An 18,524-nucleotide genomic window follows, 5' to 3' on the forward strand; every position below is an offset into this window, starting at 1 on the left:
TTGACCGATTTTATGGGCGCGGCGTCGTTGCCGCCGCGTCAGAGCAACATTTTCCCATTAGCCCAAAAATTTGCCTCAATGGGTTTTCGCTTCACCCGCATTTGATGCCTCACCGCCTGTCGTGAGACGACAGGGAGGATGTCCCGTTAAATTTGCGATTTTGCTTGGGCGCAAAGCGCACGGGCAAAATCGCAAATTCAATGGCACGTGGCGCCCCGCCACCGCCCCACGCGGGGTCAGAGACCTGTTTCATTTGGCGGCGCACCCGTTGGTGCGCCGTCGGCTTCGGCTCTTCGCTTGGGCGAGCCGCTCGCTGGCGCCTCGTCGGCTTCGACTCCTTTTATTGAGGGGCGCAGAGGTTTACGAAGTTGCGGTAGAGGTGGAGGCCGCGGGCTTGGCTTTTTTCGGGATGGAATTGCGTAGCGTAGCAATTTCCACGCGCGATTGCTGCGGTGAAGGGGCCGCCGTAATCGCACTCGGCGAGAACCAGGCTCGGCTCACTCGGTGCGCAGTAGTAGCTGTGGACGAAGTAGAACGCCTCGCCCTCGGTCTCCAGCCCCGCGAGCAGGGGCGAAGCGGGCTGGGTGAAGCGGACGGTGTTCCAGCCCATGTGGGGGACTTTGTACTCGGGCGGGAGCCGAAAACGGCGGACTGAGCCGCGAAAAACCCCAAGGCCCGCGGTGCGGCCTTCGGCAGGCGAGGAGCTGCCCTGCCCTGCTGCATTCGCGGCGGACGCGCTCGCTGTAACTTCCGAAACTTCCTCCGAAAAATCGAAGAGGGCCTGCATGCCGAGGCAGATGCCGAGGAAGGGCCGGTCGGCCTCGATCCACTCACGGATGGCGCGGTCGAGCCCACTCGCGCGCAGCGCTGCAATGCAATCGGCCAGCGCGCCCACGCCCGGGAGCACCAATCCGGCAGCGGAGCCGATTTCTTCGGGCCGGGTCACGATTCGCACCGAAGCGCCAGCGGACTCCAGCGCCTTGGCGACGCTGCGCAGGTTTCCCATCCCATAATCGACCACCGCCAAGGGGGCCGCAGGCCCGCTTACTGGCGAGCTGCTCGTTGGCCGCTCGTCATTGGCCGCATTTCGCGATGAGCCATTACTTGAGAAGCCGGCAACTTGTCCGCCTAGCGGCAAGGCGTTGCCCGTTAGTTGCCCAGCACTTCTCGCATTTGCCGCGGTGGCCACTTTTTCGCGCGGCGTTGAAAGTGTCTCGGTACTCATCGTCGCTCAGAGCGAGCCTTTGGTGCTGGGGAGCGAATCGGCGGCGCGCGGGTCGATCTGCGTCGCCATGTCGAGCGCACGGGCCAGCCCCTTAAAAATCGCCTCGGCGATGTGGTGCGGCTCCTCTCCGTACAGCAGCGTGACATGCAGGTTGCAGCCGAGTGCGTTGCTGAATGCGCGGCAAAATTCCTTCACGAGGATGAGGTTAAAATCGCGCACGAACATCGTGGGCGCCACCACCTCGTAGGCGAGGCAGGCGCGACCGCTGAGATCGACGACTACGCGGGCGAGCGTCTCATCCATCGGCAGCAGGAAAAATCCGTAGCGGCGGATGCCGAGCTTATCGCCCACGGCCTCGCGAATCGCGCTGCCGAGCACGAGGCCCACATCCTCGACCGTGTGGTGGTAGTCCACGTCCACGTCGCCCACGGCTTTGAGCTCCAGATCGAAGAGCCCGTGACGCGCGAAGAGCTCCAGCATGTGGTTAAAAAAAGGGATGCCCGTATCGACCTTGGCCGTGCCGCGCCCGTCGAGTGCCAGCGTCAGTTGGATGTCGGTCTCGGCGGTCTTGCGGCTGAGGGTTGCTATGCGTCGTGAAGCCATGCTTGCAGGGAGTTCCAGAGGGTGAGCATCTGCTCGTCGGTGCCGACGCTGATTCGCAGAAATGGGGCGGTCAAGGCGTGCTTGGGGAAGTGACGCACGAGGACGCGCCGCTCGCACAGGAAGTCGTAGGCGGCCTGCGCGACGGCGGCGCCCATCTCCCCGCCGCGGGTGCGCGGCTCGGTGAAGATAAAGTTGGCCTGCGAAGGATAGGTGAACCAGCCGGCCTCGCTGGCGAAGCGCGCGAGGTAGGCGTCGCGCGTCGCAGCGACTTTGCGGATCACGCCGGCGTAGTAGCGGGTATCGCTCAGTGCAGCGAGCGCGGCGACCTGCGAGAGGCGGCTCACGTTGTAGCTATCGCGCACGCGGTCGAGCAACGCGATGACCTGCGGATGTGCGAGGCAGTAGCCCACGCGGATGCCAGCGAGCGCATAAGCCTTGGAAAAGGTGCGCACGACGACGAGCCGCGGGTAGCGCGCGAGCAATTTCAGGGCGCTTTCGCGCGCAAAGGGCGCGTAGGCTTCGTCCACCACGAGGAGCCCGTCGTAAGCAGCGAGCACGGCCTCGATCTCGCGCTCGCCAAAGCCCACGCCGGTCGGAGCGTTGGGCGAGGTGAGGAAGAAAATCGACGCGCCCGAGCTCGCGATTTTTTCGACGGGCAGCGCCATCGTGCGGTCAAACTCGATGGCGACGCTCTGCCCATTGGCGATGCCCACGAGGACTGGATACAGCGAGTAGCTGGGCAGCGAAAAGCCGGCGCGACCACTTGCCGCATTCGGCGCACCACTGTCTGCGCCCCTCCCGAGCCCTCCCTCGCCCACCCCCGCTCCACAAAAGCAGCGGACGAGCAGGTTAAGGATATCGTCGGAGCCGTTGCCCACGCACACATTGGCCGCACCAAGGCCGCTGTCCTCGCCGCCGTGATGTGCGGCGATTGCAGCGCGCAGCGCGGCACTCGTAGGCTCCGGATACAGGCGGAGCGAAGCGCCCTCCCCCCCTGCCCCTTCCGCCCCGCCAAGCTCGGCCGCGATCGCCGCGGCGACGAGCGGGCTCGGCGGATAGGGGCACTCGTTGGTGTTGAGCTTTACCCAGCCGGGCTCGGTGGGTTGCAGCCCGGGCGTGTAGGCATGCAGCGCGGCGACATGCGGTAGCGCGAGCGCGGCAAGGTCGGGAGTAGAGGCGGCGTCAGTTGGCACAGCGTAGGAAAAATATCAGCCCGCCACACGAATGCTCACCGAGCGGCCATGTGCATCGAGCTGCTCCATCGCGGCAAAGGCAGAGACCACCGGCTCGGCCAGCCGCACGCTCTTGGCGTCGTAGCGGACGAGGCTCGTGCGGCGCACAAAGTCAGCCACGCGCAGCCCGCTGAAGAAACGTCCGCTGCCGCCGGTCGGCAGCACGTGGCTGGGGCCCGCGGTGAAATCGCCCAGCGCGGTCGGCGTGTGGTTGCCGATCATGATCGCGCCCGCCGTGGTGATGGCCTTTAGCAGGCTCTTCTCGGCGGCGGGCTTGACGATGAGCTCGAGGTGCTCGGGCGCGACCGTGTTGGCAATCGCAGCGGCTTCTTCCAGCCGCTTGACGATGATGGTCAAGAAGCCCTCGTCCAGGACGCGCTGCGCTTTTTCGGAGCGGCTGAGCGTGCGCGCCTGGGCGGCCAGCTCGCGCTCGACGGCGCGAGCGAGTGCTTCGCTGGTGACGACGAGGTAGATTTTTTCGCGGCCCGAGCCGTGCTCGGCCTGGGCGAGCAAGTCGCTCGCCACGTAGTCGGCGCGCGCCGTCGCATCGGCGATCACCATCAGCTCGCTGGGGCCGGGCAGCGAATCGACGCCGACCGCGCCGAAGACCTGACGCTTGGCCTCGCACACGTAGGCGTTGCCCGGGCCGAAGAGCTTGTCGACGCGCGGGATCGTCGCCGTGCCGTAGGCCATCGCGCCAATCGCCTGCACACCGCCGATTCGGTAGACCTCGCTGATGCCGAGGAAGTGCAGCGCGCCGAGCAGCCCATCGGCCACGCGGCCTTGCGCGTCGGAGGGCGTGAAGACGGCGATCTCGGGGCAGCCCGCGATTTTCGCGAGCGTGGCCGTCATCAAAACCGTGGAGACGAGTGGGACTTGGCCGCCCGGGACGTAGAGGCCGACGCGGCGGATCGGGTCAAACTTTTCGCCAACCGTCGCACCATGCGGATTGCGCGCGCGCCAGGGCTTGGCGCGGCCCTCGCGGTTAAACGCAAGGATGGCCGCGTGGGCGGCCTTGATCGCGCGGCGCTCGGCAAGCGGGAGCCGCTTGTGCGCGGCGGCGAGCTCGGCGGGCGAAACGCGAAACTCGCCCGGGGCGAGCTGCGCACCGTCGAACTGCGCGGCGTAGTGGCTCAGCGCGGCATCACCGCGCGCGCGGATGTCGGCGAGGATCGCGGCGACCGACTGCGTGACTTTCTCGGGGACTTGTGCCTCCTGACAAAAGGCAGCCAGGCCGCGCGCGAAATGCGCGTCACTGCTGTGAAGCGTTTTCGCCAAAAGCGCGTTTTCTGGGCCTGCGGGTCGCACGCGTTTTTTCGATTTAGTGGCCATCGTGTTGTTCCGCTTAAGACTCACGGAGGCCGCTCAGTTCGTGAGCGACGGGGTCTGGAAGGCATCGGCGGGGATCGGCCCGTTTACGACGATGCGCTCGAAGTTGATGACGGTGGTCTGCTGGCTGCCGTCGGGCAGGCGCGCGGTGGTCGTCAGCTTTTGGGGAAACTTGATGCCGCTGACCTCGATGGTGCCGCTCTCGCGGATGGTCTCGCCGCGCGCGGTCTCGGTCATCACGAGGCGGCCCGTCGACTGGTTAAAGTAGCGGTAGAAGACGATGTCGCGGTCGTGGATGAAGGCGACCTTCTGGCAGCGCTGGCCATCGACGGTCGTGCTGCCCTGGTCTTCGATCCGGCCGCCAGCGGCTTCGAGCCCGCGGTAAAAGGAGAGGTTTTCAAACGCATTGGCCCGCAGGTTTTTGATCTGCGGTGCCTGGAGGACGGCTAGGCTCCACTGGCTTTTGTCAGCCGCGGGGACGACGTGATGCCACGCGTCGTAGCCATCGAGGACGGTCACTTCGACGCCGCGCTCGGAGCGGATGACGCTGCGCTGCCGATAAGGCTTTTGAAACGTGATCTCCACGGTGACGGGCTCCTTGAGGTCGGCCCCCGCAGCGCCGAGGTCGAGCGTACCGGAGATTTGCAGGCTCTTGACGCCATCGAGAACAGTGTCTTTCGCGAGGTAGGCACGGGCCTTGGCGATGATGGGAAGCTCGGTGGCCGCTTGGGCAGCGAGGCCAAAAGCAAGCGCGAGGGCTGCGGCGAACAGGGAACGTGTGAGTTTCATGGTGGGTTTTTAGATAAAGTATGATCGGTGAGGGAAAGGGTCCGAGGGAACGGCGATTGAGTAGCGGAGACTGCGTGGGCGAAGGAAAGAGCGGCGCAGCATTTTTGCGGCAGGAGTGGCGAACAACGCCGCAAGCGGCGCGGGGTCGCGCAGGGCGGCGCAGGGCCGCGCCCGCCTCACTCCCACTCGATGGTGGCGGGCGGCTTGGAGCTGATGTCGAGGACGACGCGGCTGACCTCGCGCACTTCGTTGGTGATGCGGTTGGAGATGTGCTGGAGCAGGTCATAGGGCAGGCGCGTCCAGTCAGCGGTCATGGCGTCGATGCTCTCGACGACGCGCACGGCGATGACCCACGAGTAGTTGCGCTCATCGCCGATCACGCCGACCGACTTGACGGGCAGGAACACGCAAAACGCCTGCCAGACTTTGCCGTACCAGTCGCTCTTGCGCATCTCTTCGAGCAGGATCGTGTCGGCCTGGCGGAGCACATCGAGCTTGTCGCGGCTGACCTCGCCGAGGACGCGCACGCCGAGCCCGGGCCCGGGGAAGGGGTGCCGCCAGACGACCTCGCGCGGCAGCCCCAGCGCCTCGCCCACCGCGCGCACTTCGTCCTTAAACAACTCGCGCAAGGGCTCCAGCAGCTTGAGCTTCATCCGCTCGGGCAGCCCGCCGACGTTGTGGTGGCTCTTGATGAGCGCGGCGGGGTTGTTGTCGATGGCGACCGACTCGATCACGTCCGGGTAGAGCGTGCCTTGGGCGAGAAAATCGACGCCGCGACCGATTTGCTTGAGCGATTTTTCAAATACTTCGACGAAGGTGCGGCCGATGATTTTGCGCTTCTGCTCGGGCTCGCCGACGCCCTTTAGCCGGCGAAGAAAAAGTGCCGAGGCATCGACCACGCGCAGGTCGATCTTGAAGTGCTTGCCGTAGAGGGCCTCGACCGCCTCGCGCTCGCCCGCGCGCAGCAGGCCGTTATCGACGAACACGCAGGTGAGCTGCTTGCCAATCGCGCGGTGCAGCAGCGCGGCCGCGACCGAGGAGTCCACGCCGCCCGACAGGCCGAGCAGTACGCGCGACTTGCCGACCGTGCGGCGGATCTCGCCCACCGCGTGCTTGATGAAGTCCTTCGTCGTCCAGTCCTGCTGCGCGCCGCAGACATTGAGCAGGAAGTTGCGGATCACCTCGGTGCCGCGCTCGGTGTGAAACACCTCGGGGTGAAACTGGATGCCGTAAAAGTCGCGCTTGCGGTCTTCGATGACGGCGTAGGGCGAGTTTTCCGTAGTGCCGATCGGCGCAAAGCCGGGCGGCAGCGCCGTGAGCTTGTCGCCGTGGGAGTTCCATACGCGCAGCTTGCGCGGGAGCTTGGCGAAGAGGCGGCCCGGCTTGGCGATTGAGAGCGTCCCGTGACCAAACTCGCGCGCCTGGCTCTTGGCGACTTCGCCGCCGAGGAGCCGCCCCATGAGCTGCACGCCGTAGCAGATGCCGAGCACGGGCACACCGAGCTCAAAAATCGCCGGATCGGGCAGCGGCGCCGTGCGCGCGAATACGCTGCTGGGCCCTCCCGAGAGGATGATGCCGATCACGCCGTCCTTGCGCAGCGCCTCCGCCGAGGTCGCATAAGGGTAGATCCGGGAGTAAACCTCGCACTCGCGGATGCGGCGCGCGATGACCTGCGTGTATTGAGAGCCAAAATCGAGAACGGCGATCGTCTGAGGCATGAGTGTGGCAGCGGAAAGGCGACTGGGAGAGGGCGAGACGCGAGCCCGTAGGGCTAAGCGAAACCGCGCAGTCACGGGGAAAAGCTACGGGGCAGCAATCCGTTTTATTTGCGCGAGACAGACTTTGTACCTAGCTGACGCCCTATGCTTCGCCTGCGAGTCTTCACCCTTTTCGCGCTGTTGTTCAGCGGCAGCCTTGCGCTGAGCACGCCGGTGGCAACGGCCCAGGTCCGCGCCACGCTCGTCGCCGAAGTCGAGTCGATCCAGCCTGGCCAGCCCTTCACCGCCGCGCTGCGTCTGGAGCACGATACGCACTGGCACACGTACTGGATCAACCCGGGGACGGGGCTGGCGACCAGCATCGAGTGGACGCTGCCGGAAGGCTTCACCGCAGGCGAGATCGAGTGGCCCACGCCCAAAGTGCTGCGCGACGCACACGGCACGGTCATCGGCAATGGCTACGAGGGCGACGTGCTCCTGCCGGTAAAAATCACGCCGCCCGCCGAGCTCGCAACTGGCTCGACCGTGACGCTGCGCGCGGCGGTCGATTGGCTGATGTGCGACGAAGTCTGCATCCCGGGCGCGGCCCAGCTCGCGCTGGAGCTGCCCGTCCGCGCAGCGGCGCCCGCGCCGAGCGCCTTTGCCGCGCGGATCCGCGACACGCTCGCCAACCTGCCCGCTGCGCTCAACGGCGAATGGCGCGCGAGCGCGACGCGAAGCGGAGATACGATTACGCTGACGGTTGAGCGCACATCAGGCGGCGCCGCCAGCGATGCGGGCACAGCAGCGGCAGCGCCCACGCTCCACTTTTTCGCGGACGACGATCTCGTGGGCTACGAGCTGCCGCAGCGCAGCGCACCCGACGGAGCGGGCGGCTATACGCTCACGCTAAAAATCGCGCCCGAGCACGTTGGGGAAAACGCCGCGCGACTCGTCGGCGTGCTGAGTGCAGCGCAAGGCTGGCGCGCCGATCAGTCGCTGCCCGGGCTGCGGATCGACGTGCCGCTGCGCGATGCGAGCACCAGTGGCCGACTCGCCGGCAGCGCGGACAACACGGCGGCCACAGGCGGAGTGCGGGGCGGCGGCACGGCAAGCGCACTCGGTGGCGGGGCCGCACCGAACACCGCCGGACTGGCGGCGACGGCAATCCTGGCCCTCCTCGGCGGGCTGATCCTCAATCTGATGCCCTGCGTTTTCCCCGTGCTGGGGATCAAGATCTTGGGCTTCGTAAACCAGGCGGGCAGCGACCGGCGAAAGGTCGTGCTCCACGGGCTGGTCTTCACGCTCGGCGTACTGCTGTCGTTCTGGACGCTGGCAGGCGTGCTCGCCGTACTGCGCTCGGGAGGCGAGCAGCTCGGTTGGGGCTTCCAGCACCAGTCACCCGCCTTCGTCTTCGGGCTGGCGGTGCTGCTCCTCGTTTTCGCGATGAATTTGAGCGGCGTCTTCGAATTTGGCCTCGGCGCAACCGGCCTCGGCGCGGGCCTGCAAACGAAGGGCGGGCTCAGCGGCTCGTTCTTCACGGGCGTGCTCGCCACCGTCGTGGCGACGCCCTGCTCGGCGCCCTTTCTCGCGCCCGCACTCGGGGCAGCACTTGCGATGCCAGTCGGCGAATCGTTCCTCGTTTTCACCGCAATCGCGGTCGGGCTTTCCGCACCTTACCTGCTGCTGTCGATTTTCCCGAACGCGGTGCGCGTGCTGCCGCGGCCCGGCGCGTGGATGGAGACGTTTAAGCAGTTCATGGCCTTCCCGCTCTACGCGACGGTCGGCTATCTCGTGTGGGTGCTGGCGGGACAGGCGAGCGAGAGCGGGCTGCTGATGGTGTTTTTCGGACTGGTCGTGATCGCGCTCGGGCTGTGGGCCTACGGGCGGCTGCGCGCGCCGGGGGCCAGTGCGGGCCGCGCCCGGGCGGGCCTCGTCGGCGGCGCCGCGCTGCTCGCGGCAGGGCTGTGGCTCGGCTGGCCGCACGCGCCCGCGCCGACCGAAATCGTGTGGGAGCCCTGGAGCCCGGAGCTCGTCGTCCGGTACCAACGCGAGGGGCGGCCCATCTATCTGGACTTCACCGCGCGCTGGTGCGCGACTTGCCAGACGAATAAAAAACTGGTCTTCAGCTCGGGCGAAGTACTGCGCCAGTTTGCCGAGAAAAACGTCGCCGCACTCAAGGCCGACTGGACAAACAAGGACCCGAAGATCACCGCCGAGCTCGCGAAATACCAGCGCAGCGCGATTCCCTTCAACCTCGTTTACCTGCCCGGCGAAGCCGAGCCGCGCGCCCTGCCCTCCCTCCTTACGCCGAGCATCGTCCTCGACGCACTCAAAGGGCACTGAAACACCGCCACTGCCCGTGGAGCAGCCCTACGCGGGCGGCGGCAGGCAGTGCCTGCACCCATTTATTGTGTGGTTTGCGTATCGCGCGTGCCGCGCGATACGCAAACCACACAATGAGGAACACCCGACCTCCGGTCGGGCGGTTGTTGACCGCTTCATTATGCGCGGCGGCGGGGCCGCCGAGTCAGAGGCAACATTTACCGGTTAACCGGAAAATCCGCCCCAATAGGTTTACGCTTCATTCGCATTTGACGCCTCATCCCCAGTCGCAACGCGGCAGGGGGGGATGCCCCGTTAAATTTGCGATTTTGTTCGGGCGCGCAGCGCACGGGCAAAATCGCAAATTCAATGGCACGTGGCGCCACGCCACCGCCGCCCGCGTAGGGCAGCCGCGCGGAGCGGGAGTCTGGCTAGAAAGGTGCGTTTTTGCGTAGCCGCTGCGCAAATCTTGTCCACGCTGGCGCGTTTTTCTCCCCCATGTCCTCGAAAGCCGCCCCTACCGCCTCCACCGCTCCTGTGCCCACCGCGCGTATTCCTTATCGCCACATACTTGTGGGCCCCGTCCTCGTCGCGCTGCCTGCGCTCCTCGTGCTGCTCCTGATTTCGAGCGAGAGCTGGGCCGCCCACGCGCGAATCTGGGCTTGGGCCGCGGTCGATATTTGCGTGCTCTCGGGCGCACTCGCCCTCACCGCGCGGCGAGGGATCCATCGACTCGCACAGCAGGCGCTCCAGTCGCGCGAAGTGTTCCTCAGCAATTTCGCAAAAGCGCAGCGGCTGATGCAGCGCCATGCGCTGGCCGCCGACTGCCTGCTATTACTGGGCGCGGGGGCGATGGCGGTAGCAATCGGCGCACTCGACCCCTACCGCGAGTACTACTACGCCCTCCTCATAGTGGCAGCGATCTTCGTGCCCTACGCGCTCTACAAGCTGCTCAAACACGCGCGGCCAATCCTCAACCCGCCCGCACTCGCCAGCGGCGCGCGAATCGCCGCCCGCGCGCTCACTCGCGCCCAAGCCCCCGCACTCTGGGCACTCGTAGACGAGGCCAGTGCGCGCGCGAAAACCGCCGTACCCGACCATATCGTCATCGGGCTGGACTCTTCCTTTTACGCGGCGGATGCGCCCTTGTACCTGAACCGCGCGGAAACGCCCCTCGAGGGCCGCAGCCTTTTCCTCTCCGTGCCCTACCTCGCCTACATGACGCGCGAGGAGCTGGCCGTCGTGGTCGCGCAAGAGCTCGCGCACTTCACCGGCGGGGAGGTCAAGCGCACGCACCAGTTTGCGGAAGTTTACGCGCAAATCAGTCACTACATGAGCCACCTGCACGCGGAGGCTACGATGATCGAGCAGGCAAAGGGCCACTGGTGGGGCACTCCGGCACGCAAGCTGGTGGGCTTTTTCCTGACAAACTTCACCCCCGCACTGGATCAATGGGCCGCCGAGCGTACCTACGTGGTCGACGCGCTCGGCAGCGCGGCCGCCAGTCCGCAAAGCGCCGCCCTCGCGCTCTTGCGGCTCACCACGCTGGCCAGCGTGATCCAGCCCCTGTTGGCCGAGTTTGCCCACAACGGCGGGCGCAGCCCACATCCGGACGGGCTCCTCGCGAGCGTGTTTGAGGCAGTCTCCAAAGCCCCGACGCTCGATCCGCTCGCGCATCTCGATGGGCACCCGTTCCACCCGCGCGAGGCCCAGCCCTGCACGCGCCAGCGCATCGAGATGCTCGGCGTCCCTGTAACCGCCGAGCTCGCACAGCTCGCCAGCAACCGCGAGCCCAGCGGGCTGCTCGAAGAGCTCGGCCTGCGCTAAGAGCCTGCTCGCACACTTTTGTGTGCGGTTGCGCCGCCTGCACACGCACACCGCACTTCCTTCTCAGCCGAAACGGCACCGCCCCCACTTTTCCCACTAAAACACACAATCAACCCACATCCCAAAACATGCCCGATAAAAAACAAACCAGCGGTTTGCTCGACAGCCTTGAGCAAGACCTCACCCAACAAGTCCAGGAAGACGCCGCCGAGGAGAGCCGCACCCTGCGCGAGCTTCTGGTCGACCCCGTGCCTGAAACGACGCCCGTCTTTGAGCGCGCGATTGTCATGACAGTCGGCTTCCTCCTGCTCGCAGGTTTCCTGGTCGTGGGGCTGAGCTTCACAGCCGGACGCCTGCTTGATCCCGAGGACGTGGTCTCCAAGGGCGCAACGCTCGGTGTGCTGGCCCTGGAGCTCGCGGTACTCGCCTTCATCGCCCATAAGCTGTTCAAGCTGTGGAGTAATTATAAGAACCCGCTGTACACGCTCTCGCTGGCAGGCGTGCAGTTTCGCGGCCGCGATGAGCCGCTGCCGTGGACACTGATCGACGACTACCTCGTCCACACCAGCAGCTACAACGGCTTCACCGTTTCCGTGTATACCAAGTTCACACTCGCGCCCGATTCCGGGTTCGAATGGCCGCAGGTGAAGACCTACGGGCTGAAGTACCGCCCAAAGAAAAACCTCATCGTCGCGGGCGGGCTGGGCTCATCGCCGCGGCCCTCCAAGCTCGCCAAAATAATCGGCCGCTACCGCGAGCAAGCTTACGCACGGGCCCGCCTCGCCGAACTCGGCGAGAACGTCTAAAGCCGCAGGCGCACAGCGGCAACGACCGCACTGCGCGGTGCGCCTTTTTTCTCCACTACGCGTGGGGGCGGGAGGGCGGCGGCAGGCGGTGCCTGCTCCCATTTACTGTGCGGCTTGCTGTCGGGCGTTCCGCCCGACGAACAAGCCGCACAGTTGAATGAACTCCCTGACCGGAGCTCGGCAATGTTCAGTCAAGTTTGAAGATCGTAAGCGGGACGAGGGAGCAGGACGGCGCACCAACGAGTGCGCCGCAAAATAAGGTAGTCGAAGACCGCGCCCAAACGGGTTTCCGCTTCATCCGCATTTGATGCCCCACTCCCTGTCGTGAAACGACAGGGGGATGTCCCGTTAAATTTGGGAATCGTGCTCTGGCGCTACGCGCCGGAGCCGATTCCCAAATTCAATGGCACGTGGCGCCACGCCACCGCTGCACGCGTAGTGCATTTATTTGGCGGCGATGCTGCCTCGTCGGGGTACGAAAAAACCGCCGCATGGGTTTCCATGCGGCGGTTTTCGTAAAAGGAAAAAGCTTCGGGGGAGGAGCGGACTCAGGACGACACGTGACCGGAGACGAGCTTGGTCATCTCGAACATGCTGACCTTGGCCTTGCCGTTGAAGACCGCCTTTAACTTGTCGTCGGCGATGATCTCGGTCTTGGCCTTCGGATTCTGGAGACCGTTCTTCTTGATGTAATCCCAGAGCTTCTTGGTGAGCTCGGTGCGGGGAAGAGGTTTGGAGCCAACAACAGCAGCAAGCGCAGCGTCGGGTGTGACAGGCTTCATGAAGGCGGCGTTGGGTTTACGGGCGGGTGCAGATTTTTTTGCCATATGAGTTTTGAGTTATCGGTGCGCTTTCCTCTGAAAGCAACGCCTTTATGTAGGCGGAATACGGGGCACTTGCCTAGGAGTTTTTTAGCAGGAAATGATGGCTGCCGGAGACGCTCCATTTTGCGGCAAGGAGCGCGCAAAATCGGGCGCACACGAAAAACGCCGCAAGCCGTGCTGCGGGCGCATTACCGGCGCACGCAGCAAAGGGGAAAGCGGGCGCTTTTAGGCCGCGGCCGCCGTCTGCGTGAACTGTGCGTAGAGCTCGCTGTAACGGCCTCCGGCGGCGACGAGCTCCTCGTGCCGCCCGCGCTCGATGATCCGGCCCTGGTCGAGGACGAGCACCTGATCGGCGTGGCGGATGGTGCTCAGCCGGTGCGCGACGATGAAGCTCGTGCGCCCGTGCAGCAGTTTGACCAAGGCGGTTTGCAGCCGCGCCTCCGTCATCGCATCGATGGCGCTCGTCGCCTCGTCGAGGATCACGATGCGCGGATCGGCCAGGAGTGCGCGGGTGAAGCAGATGAGCTGCCGCTGCCCGACCGAGAGGCTGGTGCCGCGCTCGCCTACCTCGGTCAGGAGCCCATCGGGCAGCCCTTCAAATATGTCGAGACAGTCGAGCTGCCGCGCGGCCTCGCGCACATCGTCGTCGCTGGCTTCGGGGCGGCTCATCCGGATGTTGTCGAGCACGGTGCCGGTGAAGAGGAAGTTCTGCTGCTGCACGATGCCCATCTGCCGGTGCAGTGAGTCGCTGGTGATGGTGCGCACTTCGCGTTCGTCGATCCGGACTTCGCCCGCAGTGGGCAGGTAAAACTTGGCGACCAGGCCGATGATCGAGCTCTTGCCGCTGCCCGTGTGGCCGACCAGGCCAATCGTCTGCCCGGGCTCGGCCACGAAGTTGATATCGTGCAGGACGGGCTTCTGCGGGTCGTAGCCAAAGGTCACATCGCGAAAGGCGACGCGCGCGCCGTGGGTTTGGGAGGGCGCGGAGGTCGCTGCCACGCGCGGGTCGGGCAGCGCGGTCGCCTCGGGTGCGTCCTCCCACTCGGGTTTGTGGTCGATCAGCCAGAAGACGCGCTCGGCCCCGGCCATCGCAACGAGCGCGTTGTTGTACTGCGTGCCGAGGGTCGCCAGCGGCGAGAAGAAGAGGTTCGCCAGGAAGAAAAACTGGATCAGCTCGGCCAGTGTCATCAGGTCGTTAAAGGTGCGCCAGCCGCCGACCATCAGCAGGATGGCGATGAAGAACTGGCTGTTGACCTCCAGCATCGGGACCAGAATCGCCGAGGTGCGCACCAGAGCCAGATTCAGGCGCGAGTGCGCATTGAGCAGATTGCGGAAGAGGCCCGAGTTCGTCTGCTGGCGCACGAAGCCCTGGGTCACGCGGATACCGTTGACCGACTCGGCGAGCGTGGCCGTCACGCGGCTGAAGCTCTCGCTCGCCGCGCGCGACTCGTAGCTGAGCCGCATCCGGAAGCGCCGGTTCACGCCCCAAAGGATCGGCGCCATCCCCAGGACAACGAGGAAGAGCACGAGATCGCAGTACGCCATGACGGCCGCCGCCACGATGAGCTGCCCGCCCTGCTCCAGGCTGACGAAGAGCACATCCTGTATCCCCACGCGCAGCGACTCCACATCACTGGTCACTCGTCCGAGCACGCGGCCGAGCTTCACGCGGTGGAAAAAACTCATCGGCTGGCGCTGCACTTTTTCAAAAATCTCCGTGCGCAGCCCGCTGACCACCGTCTCGCCCACCTCCAGGGCGAGGCGGTGGCGGAAGTGGTAGAGCCCGTCCACGCTCAGCGCGAAAATGAAGTAGCCGCCGAGCGCCCATACCAGCAGCCCCGCGTCGTGGTGCGCAATCGGCCCCGATATGATGAGCCCCATCACCCAGGTAAGCATCGGCAGCTGGATCGAGCGCGTCACCGTCACTACGCTTAGCCAGGCGACTTTGCGCCGCACGGGCCGCGCGTAGGAAAACAACCGCCGGATAAGCCCCCACTCCAGCGGCTTGAACTGCACCTCATTTTCGTGGTCGTGATCCTGGATCGTGAGCGCGGCCTTCGCTTCGGCGGCCTTGGACTTCGACTGCGGTGCAGCGTCTGCGCCCGACGATGAAACGGCAGTGGCAGTGGCCCCGCCCGGACTCGGTGTTTTGGTACTCATTTCGCCCTCCCTTCGTTTTGCAGCGCAGCGCCGTCGATGAGCTGGAGCTGCGCCACGCGGCTGTAAGGCCCGGACTGGCGCATGAGCTCCGCGTGCGTGCCGCGCTGCACGATGCGGCCATGCTCCATCACGATAATGAAGTCCGCGCGGCGCAGCGTGCTCAGCCGGTGCGCAACAATAAAGGTCGTGCGCCCCGCGATCGCCCGATCCAGGGCCTCAAAAATTTCGTGCTCGGTCTCGCTATCAATCGCCGCCGTCGGGTCATCGAGCAGCAGGATCGCCGGTTCGAGGAGGACGGCGCGGGCGATGGCCAGCCGCTGCCGCTGCCCGCCCGAGAGCCCGCTGCCGCTCTCGCCCAGCACGGTGTCGTAGCCCTGCGGCAGCGCGGTGATGAAGTCGTGCGCGGCGGCGATTTTCGCCGCCTTCTCGATCTGCTCCATCGTCGCGTCCGGATGGCCGAAGGCGATGTTGGCGGCAACGGTGTTGGAGAACAAAAAGCTCTCCTGAAACACGAGGCCGATGTTGCGGCGCAGGTCGTCGAGGTGCAGGTCGCGCGCATCGAGCCCGTCGATCAGGACGCGCCCGAGCGTCGGGTCGAAGAAGCGCGGCACCAGGCTCATGAGCACGCTCTTGCCCGCGCCCGTCTCGCCAAGGATCGCCACGCACTGGCCGGGCGCCACGTCGAGATCGATGTCGCGCAAGACGGGGTTGATCCCCGTGTAGGCAAAGCTCACCGCATCGAAGCGCACCGCGCCGCGCAGCCGCCCGCAGCGCACCGCATCGGGCGCGCTCTCCACCTCGACCGGCGAGTCCAGGATCTCGAACACGCGGCGCGCGCCGATCAGCGATTGCTGCACGCTGTTTACCAGCCAGGCCACGCTGTTTACCTGACCGGAGAATTGCTCGAGCAAGCCGGCAAAAACGATCAGCCCGGTGCCGAGCGGGAGCTGCCCGTGAATCACGAGCCAGCCTCCGTAGCCGAGCAGCACCAGCATGTTGACCCGCGTCAGCGCGCCGATGGTGGGGGAGAAGAGGCTGACGCGCCAAAAGATCCCGCGCTGCTGCTCGTAGACCGCGCGGTTCGCGCGGTTGAAGCGCTCGCGATCCTCCGCCTCGCGCCCGAAGCCCTTGGTCACCGCGATCCCCTGGATGCTCTCCGAGAGCGCCTGCACCATGCGCTCGAAGAGCGTGCGGTTGAGCTTATACTCGGGCTGCATTTTCTTGGAAAACCAGGTGGAGGCCACCGCGAGCAGCGGCGTCGTCGCCAGGCACACCAGCGTGAGCCTCACGTTCAGGTTGACCATGTAGACCACGTACACCGTCAGCGAGATCAGCATGATCACGCTCTGTATCAGCACGCTGTCGATGAACATCCGCACCGCCTGCACGTCGCCCGTCACCCGCGTGATGATCGAGCCCGTGTTGTTGGCATCGAAGAAGCGGAAGGAGAGCCGCTGGAGCTTGTCGTAAACCTGGGCGCGCAGATCGGTCACGATCTTCTGCTGCACCAGCTTGTTCGCCGAGACCGAGTAAAAGTAGTTCAGAAACGCGCGCGTCACCGCAAACAGCAGGATCGCGCAAGCCAGCGCCCCCAGCACGCGCAGCGGCGACCAATCCGGCGGCGGCACCAGCCCCAGCACGTTTTCCCCCAGCGGTACGCCCTCCACACGCGAGCGGATGTAGTCGATCCCCAGCCCCGTAAACGAAAGCCCCGCGATGCCGATCGACAGCAACACCACCTGTAGGGACAGCACGCCGATGCAGTGAAACCGGTATTTCCAGGCCAAGCCAAAGAGCCGCCGGACGAGGACACCGTTACTCAGTGGTGGGGTAGCACTGCTGGCAGCAGGGGGAGGCTCGGCCATGATGAGGCGCGCACGTTAGGCAGAGCATCAAGCACTGCACGGTTTTTTTACGTAAAAATGCAGGGGCCGCGCGGACGCTCAAAAACACAGGCGGGCCACTCCCTGAAACCCCGTCGCGCTCTCGCCAAAAACGCCCCCGCCCCCTCCTACAGCAAGGTCCCGCGCAGGACGACGAAGGCCACGCTGAAGTAAATCACCAGCCCCGTCACATCGACCATCGTCGCCACAAAAGGCGCGCTCGAAGTCGCCGGATCGAGCCCGATCCGCTTGAGCAAGAGCGGAAACATCGAGCCCACCAGCGAGCCCCACAGCACGATGCCCGAGAGGGCCACCCCCAGCGTCACCCCGATCAGCAACGTGTGCTCCCCGTAAATCCCCGGCGAGGCCAGCCCCCACAGCGCGATTCGCAAAAACCCGATCGCCCCCAAAATCACGCCCAGCAACGCACCCGCAGCCAGCTCGCGGCACATGACGCGCCACCAATCCCGCAGCGCAAACTCGCCCAGCGCCAGCGAGCGGATGATCAACGTCGCCGCCTGCGAGCCCGCATTGCCCCCCGCGCTGATCACCAGCGGGATGAAGAGCGCGAGGACGACCGCCTTCTTCAACTCCTCCTCGAAGTGGCCCATCGCCGTCGCCGTCAGCATCTCGCCTATCAGCAGCATCGCCAGCCACGGCGCCCGCTTGCGGATCGTTTGCAGCAGCGGCGTCTCCGTGTACGGCTCGTCAAACGCCGCGCTGCCGCCGAGCTTTTGAATATCCTCCGTGGCCTCTTGGTCAGCCACGTCGAGCATGTCGTCCACGGTCACGATCCCCATCAGCTTCTTCCCCTCGCCCACCACCGGCAGCGCCACGCGGTCGTATTTGCGGAAAACCTCGAGCGCCGTCTCGCGGTCGTCGTAGGGCGACAGCGCGGAGAAATTTCCGTCCATCAAATCGCGCACCGATTGATCCGGCGTACACAGCAAGAAGCGCCGCACCCGCACATCGTCGATCAGCCGCCCATGCTCATCGACCACGTAGACCACGTTGAGCGTCTCGCGGTCGTAGCCATGCGTACGGATGTAGGCCAGCGCCTGCGGCACCGTCCACTCCGGCCGCACCGCCACATAGTCCAGCGTCATCATCCGCCCCACGCTGTGCTCCGGATAGGCGAGCAGCGCCTGCGCGATCTCGCGCTCATCTGGCGTCAACAGCGACAGCAACTGCATCGCATGCTCCAGCGGCAAATCGTCGAGAAACGCCGTGCGGTCGTCGGGCGGCAGCGCATTGAGCAAGGCCGCGCTCTGCTCCGGCGTCATCAACTTCAGCAAATGCCGCTGCGCCTCGTGCTCCAGATAGGGAAAAGTCGCCGCCGCCACATCCCGCGACGCCGTGCGGAAAAGCTGCGCCAACTGCTCCACCGGCAAATCCCCGATGATCGGCGCCAGGTCCACGGGCAAAATCGGCGCCAGTCGCTCACGCAACCCCGCGGTGTCGTGCGCGCGCAACAGCGCGACAATCTCAGCCCTTAGCTCCGCAGTGTTTCCAGATCCAGACATCGCCCGCGACCCTAGGCAGCCGCACCACACACGCGCCAGTAAAAGAAAGAAACCAACGGCAAACAGCGCCCCACGCCTCCGAACAAATTGGGCGCAAACCGCACAGCGCGGGGCGGGGCGCTAATACCATTTACACAGAAGCCCGTAACTTGCAAAAGCATATGACTAAAAATCTGTGTTAATTATCAATGAGTTATGAATCTAAAATATCTACCAAGTTACTGACCTCTGTGAAGCTAATTCCTAGCTAGAGCGGAAGCTAGCGATATTTTAAGGGTGAAATGCTGCCCTGACTGTGAGG

Annotated in this window: 13 protein-coding genes; 3 read left to right on the top strand and 10 right to left on the bottom strand. The window is 65.1% G+C overall.

The genetic code is table 11. The annotated features are described in order from the left end of the window. Window positions 1-340: 340 nt before the first annotated feature. The 6 genes from hisH to guaA all read right to left on the bottom strand — a co-directional run bounded on the left by hisH (window position 341) and on the right by guaA (window position 6,896). Complete coding sequence (hisH, locus tag AXK11_RS07485) at window positions 341-1,225, bottom strand: imidazole glycerol phosphate synthase subunit HisH (RefSeq protein ID WP_082781021.1); 885 nt, start codon at window positions 1,223-1,225, stop codon at window positions 341-343. Window positions 1,226-1,231: 6 nt separating this feature from the next. Then, the gene (gene hisB / locus AXK11_RS07490; RefSeq protein WP_068630868.1) at window positions 1,232-1,828 is read right to left on the bottom strand and encodes an imidazoleglycerol-phosphate dehydratase HisB; all 597 of its coding nucleotides are present in this window, start codon (window positions 1,826-1,828) and stop codon (window positions 1,232-1,234) included. Then, entirely contained in the window at window positions 1,810-3,021 is a 1,212-nt protein-coding gene (locus tag AXK11_RS07495; RefSeq protein ID WP_082781022.1) for a pyridoxal phosphate-dependent aminotransferase, read from the bottom strand. Before AXK11_RS07495 ends, hisB begins: the two co-directional genes overlap by 19 nt. 15 nt (window positions 3,022-3,036) lie before the next feature. After that, on the bottom strand, window positions 3,037-4,392 hold the full coding sequence (gene hisD / locus AXK11_RS07500; RefSeq protein ID WP_082781023.1) for a histidinol dehydrogenase: 1,356 nt from the start codon (window positions 4,390-4,392) through the stop codon (window positions 3,037-3,039). A 33-nt stretch (window positions 4,393-4,425) separates the two neighbouring features. Continuing rightward, window positions 4,426-5,178 (bottom strand): hypothetical protein, encoded by a 753-nt coding sequence (locus tag AXK11_RS07505; protein WP_068630870.1) that lies wholly within the window; start codon window positions 5,176-5,178, stop codon window positions 4,426-4,428. Window positions 5,179-5,354: 176 nt separating this feature from the next. Beyond that, a complete protein-coding gene (gene guaA / locus AXK11_RS07510) occupies window positions 5,355-6,896 on the bottom strand; it encodes a glutamine-hydrolyzing GMP synthase (protein WP_068630872.1) in 1,542 nt (513 codons plus the stop codon). 144 nt (window positions 6,897-7,040) lie between these two features. On the opposite strand from guaA, the gene AXK11_RS07515 reads away from it, so the two are divergent. The 3 genes from AXK11_RS07515 (at window position 7,041) to AXK11_RS07525 (ending at window position 11,833) form a co-directional block, all read left to right on the top strand. Beyond that, the gene (locus tag AXK11_RS07515; protein ID WP_068630873.1) at window positions 7,041-9,221 is read left to right on the top strand and encodes a protein-disulfide reductase DsbD family protein; all 2,181 of its coding nucleotides are present in this window, start codon (window positions 7,041-7,043) and stop codon (window positions 9,219-9,221) included. Window positions 9,222-9,698: 477 nt separating this feature from the next. After that, window positions 9,699-11,027 (top strand): M48 family metallopeptidase, encoded by a 1,329-nt coding sequence (locus AXK11_RS07520; protein ID WP_156469256.1) that lies wholly within the window; start codon window positions 9,699-9,701, stop codon window positions 11,025-11,027. Window positions 11,028-11,155: 128 nt separating this feature from the next. Next, on the top strand, window positions 11,156-11,833 hold the full coding sequence (locus tag AXK11_RS07525) for a hypothetical protein (protein WP_068630878.1): 678 nt from the start codon (window positions 11,156-11,158) through the stop codon (window positions 11,831-11,833). Window positions 11,834-12,381: 548 nt separating this feature from the next. Here AXK11_RS07525 and AXK11_RS07530 read toward each other — a convergent pair. From AXK11_RS07530 to mgtE, 4 genes are all read right to left on the bottom strand, one after another. After that, complete coding sequence (locus AXK11_RS07530) at window positions 12,382-12,660, bottom strand: SWIB/MDM2 domain-containing protein (RefSeq protein WP_082781024.1); 279 nt, start codon at window positions 12,658-12,660, stop codon at window positions 12,382-12,384. Between the two features lie 222 nt (window positions 12,661-12,882). Beyond that, window positions 12,883-14,817 (bottom strand): ABC transporter ATP-binding protein, encoded by a 1,935-nt coding sequence (locus tag AXK11_RS07535; protein WP_082781025.1) that lies wholly within the window; start codon window positions 14,815-14,817, stop codon window positions 12,883-12,885. After that, a complete protein-coding gene (locus tag AXK11_RS07540) occupies window positions 14,814-16,682 on the bottom strand; it encodes an ABC transporter ATP-binding protein (RefSeq protein WP_068630881.1) in 1,869 nt (622 codons plus the stop codon). Before AXK11_RS07540 ends, AXK11_RS07535 begins: the two co-directional genes overlap by 4 nt. A gap of 146 nt (window positions 16,683-16,828) precedes the next feature. Continuing rightward, window positions 16,829-18,223 carry a magnesium transporter gene (gene mgtE / locus AXK11_RS07545; RefSeq protein WP_068630884.1) on the bottom strand — a complete coding sequence of 465 codons (1,395 nt, stop codon included), beginning with the start codon at window positions 18,221-18,223 and terminating at the stop codon, window positions 16,829-16,831. Window positions 18,224-18,524 lie beyond the last annotated feature (301 nt).

The organism is Cephaloticoccus primus (assembly GCF_001580015.1).
GTDB lineage: Bacteria > Verrucomicrobiota > Verrucomicrobiia > Opitutales > Opitutaceae > Cephaloticoccus > Cephaloticoccus primus.